General features: G+C 50.0%; 5 protein-coding genes and 1 pseudogene. 5 read left to right on the top strand and 1 reads right to left on the bottom strand.

Annotated elements, in window-relative coordinates:
• Positions 1-327: hypothetical protein (locus tag ACJROR_RS06650; RefSeq protein WP_406546426.1), on the bottom strand; the 327-nt coding region annotated here is incomplete at its 3' end.
• Positions 328-892: 565 nt separating this feature from the next.
• Between ACJROR_RS06650 and ACJROR_RS06645 the strand changes: the two genes are divergently transcribed.
• From ACJROR_RS06645 to ACJROR_RS06625, 5 genes and pseudogenes are all read left to right on the top strand, one after another.
• The gene (locus ACJROR_RS06645) at positions 893-1,597 is read left to right on the top strand and encodes a DUF6273 domain-containing protein (protein ID WP_406546425.1); all 705 of its coding nucleotides are present in this window, start codon (positions 893-895) and stop codon (positions 1,595-1,597) included.
• A 188-nt stretch (positions 1,598-1,785) separates the two neighbouring features.
• A complete protein-coding gene (locus tag ACJROR_RS06640; protein WP_406546424.1) occupies positions 1,786-2,403 on the top strand; it encodes a DUF6273 domain-containing protein in 618 nt (205 codons plus the stop codon).
• 240 nt (positions 2,404-2,643) lie between these two features.
• On the top strand, positions 2,644-2,973 hold the full coding sequence (locus ACJROR_RS06635) for a hypothetical protein (RefSeq protein WP_406546423.1): 330 nt from the start codon (positions 2,644-2,646) through the stop codon (positions 2,971-2,973).
• A gap of 113 nt (positions 2,974-3,086) precedes the next feature.
• A pseudogene (locus ACJROR_RS06630) lies at positions 3,087-3,131 on the top strand (hypothetical protein); the annotation flags it as partial.
• A gap of 27 nt (positions 3,132-3,158) precedes the next feature.
• Positions 3,159-3,499: DUF6273 domain-containing protein (locus ACJROR_RS06625; RefSeq protein ID WP_406546427.1), on the top strand; the 341-nt coding region annotated here is incomplete at its 3' end.

Below are 3,499 nucleotides of genomic sequence, written 5' to 3'. Positions count from 1 at the left end.
AATATCGTCCAGAGACCAGATACGTGCGTCCGTATCTGACAATGAATTCTTTACCTGAATTCCGGTCACCTTGCAAACGGCGCCGGTCTTGACGTTTAAAACCAGATTGGTTTTCAGGTAATCAATTATCTGCTGAGACTCTATACCGGTCTTTCTTTCATGGTGTGTTTGCCTGTTCTTTACGCCCGTGCGGCGTCCAGGGCCTTTCGTCAAATTCTGTCCCAGACTTTCCTTCGGATTCTGAACCTGCCTGACTTGATCGGATGGATTCTCTTCTGCCGTCAGCAGCTTGTACCCCGTGCCAATCACATCAGGGGATAATGGCAAACCGCTGCCCGCGCACGCACGGAACCACTTCTCAAATCCTTTGAACTTCGCAAGCTCCAGCAAACTAAAAAACGTTCTCAGGTCAGACGGGATTGCCTCGCTATGAGAACTGGCAACCTGAGAAACACAGTCGGGGATGGCGACCTGCCGATGCTCATTAAGCAGCTGAACATCACTGTCCGAAAATCCAAGCTTGGTGGCAATAACGCGCTCATCACAGCCAAGATCTCCGGTCAGATTGTAATATATCTTGATCTTGCCAACTACCGACAGTTTGAAGTTGTACTTTTCTGTTGTAATGACAATCCCCGGATATTTGGAAAACTTACATTTCAGCCACCTGCTGTTTAGTTAAGAGATGTTAAATGCTGAAGCTCACAAGAGAACTTGCCGCCCTGGATCTGGGGCATTCGCTGCGGGAAGTACCGCTCTCTTGAGATGATAAAGCGATACCGGGATTTTCTGCCGTGTTTACCTGTACAGGGGTATAATCATTTTTGCTGCATACCATTTGACTCATCATATTCCGAATTACCTTTTGAGGGACAAAAGGCAGGAGGCGAGAATGCTAATGAATGTCAGGGATCGGAGAAAGGGAAAGAGATCCAGAAACGAAAATGCCTGGGACAAAGCATGTTTTGGATCCATAGAAGCCACATTCTCCGGAGTTTCATGCAGGGGGCTTTACACCGGGAATTTCGTCCGGTTCGGACATTTTAAGCAGGGAAAGGATGATAACCAAGGGGCTGCTCCCGTAGAGTGGTTAGTATTGGAAAAAAGATGGGACGAGGTTCTTCTCATAAGTCGCCATAGTCTTGCCGGCAGGCGCTTTCATGACAAGCCGGAACCGATTTCCTGGGCGGGTTCGGGTCTGAGAGCCTGGCTCAATCATGAATTTCTAAACACCGCATTTTCAGCCGAGGAACGCAGGGCCATCAGGATTTTTTCTCATGAGGATGATTTCTTCGGCGAAGTCCGGACTGTCAGTGACTATATTTTTTGCCTCAGCATTTCCGAGGCATGTCGTTATTTCAGGGATGACGAGTCCCGGCAATGTCTTCCCACTGAGTATGCCAGGCTTTGCTATGGCACTGAAATCTGGATGCTGCGCTCCCCGGGAGCTTTTCCTGACCAGGTGGCGACGGTAAACAGCGACGGCAGCGTCTATTCGTACGGGTGGAATGCAAGCGAGCATTTTTCAGTCCGACCGGCGCTGTGGCTCAGTCTCCGGATTCCGGATAATTCCGAAGCCAGAACGATTTCATCTTGAAATTGAAAGCCCTGTAAACCTGTTACAACCACAAAAGTGGGCGACATTGTCACGTGCATTGAGAATGCCGCATCGCAGCGGATACTGCTGCGACATCGTCTTTGGTTGGACGGGTCTTTGGTAGCTCCCCGAATCGTGCTGGCAGTCGCATAGCCCTTGCCTATGTAGAGGAAAAGGGCGCGGCCATTATGGTTAATGGCACCAGGTATTCCCCGCTGACCTTTAAGAAGGGGGAATATTTTAAGTTCGGGAATTACCCTCAGAATAACGGCAATGCTAGAGAGCCCATTGAATGGCTTGTTTTGGATGTCGGAGCCAGGGAAACTCTACTCGTGAGTCGTTACGGTCTTGACTGCAAGCAGTATCATCATGAGCGTGTATCCATGACCTGGGAGCAATGCGATCTTCGGAAGTGGCTTAACAATGACTTTCTGAAGGCGGCTTTCTCTGAGGAGGAGCAGAAGAAGATCAAGCTCTCAGAGGTAGCGAATGACGATAACCCTAAGTATGGCACCCGCGGCGGAAATAATACCCGGGATCGGGTTTTCTGTTTGAGCCTTGCGGAGGCGGAACGTTATTTTAAGAATGACGCTGAAAGACGGTGCCGGCCTACGGCCCTGGCCAAAGCGTATGGGGTGTATTCCAGTGATGACGGTTATTGCTGCTGGTGGCTGCGGTCGCCGGGCATTGCTCCGAGCTACGCTTCGGGCGTTCTTGCGTGCGGCGCACTTTACCCGTTTGGTCACATCGTCAACCCTGATAGCAGCACTGTGCGGCCCGCTTTACGGCTAATCTGGAATCGGTAATCTTCTAATTTGGGAATCAGCCGCCGCGGCGGAGCCGCGGAATCTGCATCCCGGATCAGGTGGTCGGCTGGGTATCCGAGCTTATTATCCGGAAGAACTACGCCCTTGCCGACATTGGAAAGCTCCGGCTTTTCGCGGGCAGGGACGAAAAGGGGAAGGAACCTGGCTGACCCCGGGATCCGGCGCTGCTGAGAATGCGCCGTTCGCGTTAATCATAATTTGAGAAAAACAGGTGATCACATGGTAACGAGGGTACGGAACATCCCGGACAAAGGGCAAAACGAATCTATGCAGGATCTGCAGAAGAATCTCGAAGAAGCGAAGCAATATCTGAGAGAAGTTCAGGCGGAAATTCAGCGCCAGGAAAAGCCGTCCGGTTTTTTCGGGAAATTAAACTCCGCCCTGGAGAATAAAAACCGTCTGGAGCTGGCAAAACTTAACGTACACACTGCGGAATCGGAGATTAAGATAGCAAAGCTCCAGGCCGAAATAGAAAAGTTAAAATCCGGCGGCATTGATGGTTTTGATGATGAGTCTGAAGATGACTGGGACGAAGAGGACGAGGATTAAAACCTGATTCCACCTTTCATCAGCTCCAGACTGTCAGACTTATTGCCCGTATTCGGGATCTGTTTACAACGATGTTCGGCCCGCTTTACGGATAATCTTGTAATTACGGAGGAATGATGTTTTGCATTAATTGTGGTACTTCATTGCCTGAAGGCGCTAATTTTTGCTTTAAGTGTGGTTGTGATTTGAGGAATCTGGCTCAAAGCCCCGGAACTTCTCATTCACATATTTACGCTCCCAGAGTTGGTAAGTACATCACGTTCGGGAGCTACCCTCAGCAAAACGGCAGTTCCAGAGAACCCATAGAATGGTTAGTTTTGGAGGTTAACGGCGATGAGGCATTTCTGGTGAGCCGTTACGGAATTGACAGCAGGCAGTATAACGACCGTATCAAGGGCGTTACCTGGGAGGACTGCAAGCTTCGGGCATGGCTTAACAATGACTTTCTGAAGGATGCTTTCTCACCGGAGGATCAGCGCAGGATCATGCTCTCAGAGGTGTTTAATGACGATAACCGGGAATACCG

The organism is Succinimonas sp., from assembly GCF_045225735.1.
Lineage (GTDB): Bacteria > Pseudomonadota > Gammaproteobacteria > Enterobacterales > Succinivibrionaceae > Succinimonas.
This window is presented reverse-complemented; position numbering and strand designations above follow the sequence as displayed.

Excerpts from the sequence above, each read along its gene's own strand:
- ACJROR_RS06645 (WP_406546425.1), top strand. The coding sequence starts at position 893 with ATGCTAATGAATGTCAGGGATCGGAGAAAGGGAAAGAGATCCAGAAAC.
- ACJROR_RS06640 (WP_406546424.1), top strand. The coding sequence starts at position 1,786 with ATGGTTAATGGCACCAGGTATTCCCCGCTGACCTTTAAGAAGGGGGAA.
- ACJROR_RS06635 (WP_406546423.1), top strand. The coding sequence starts at position 2,644 with ATGGTAACGAGGGTACGGAACATCCCGGACAAAGGGCAAAACGAATCT.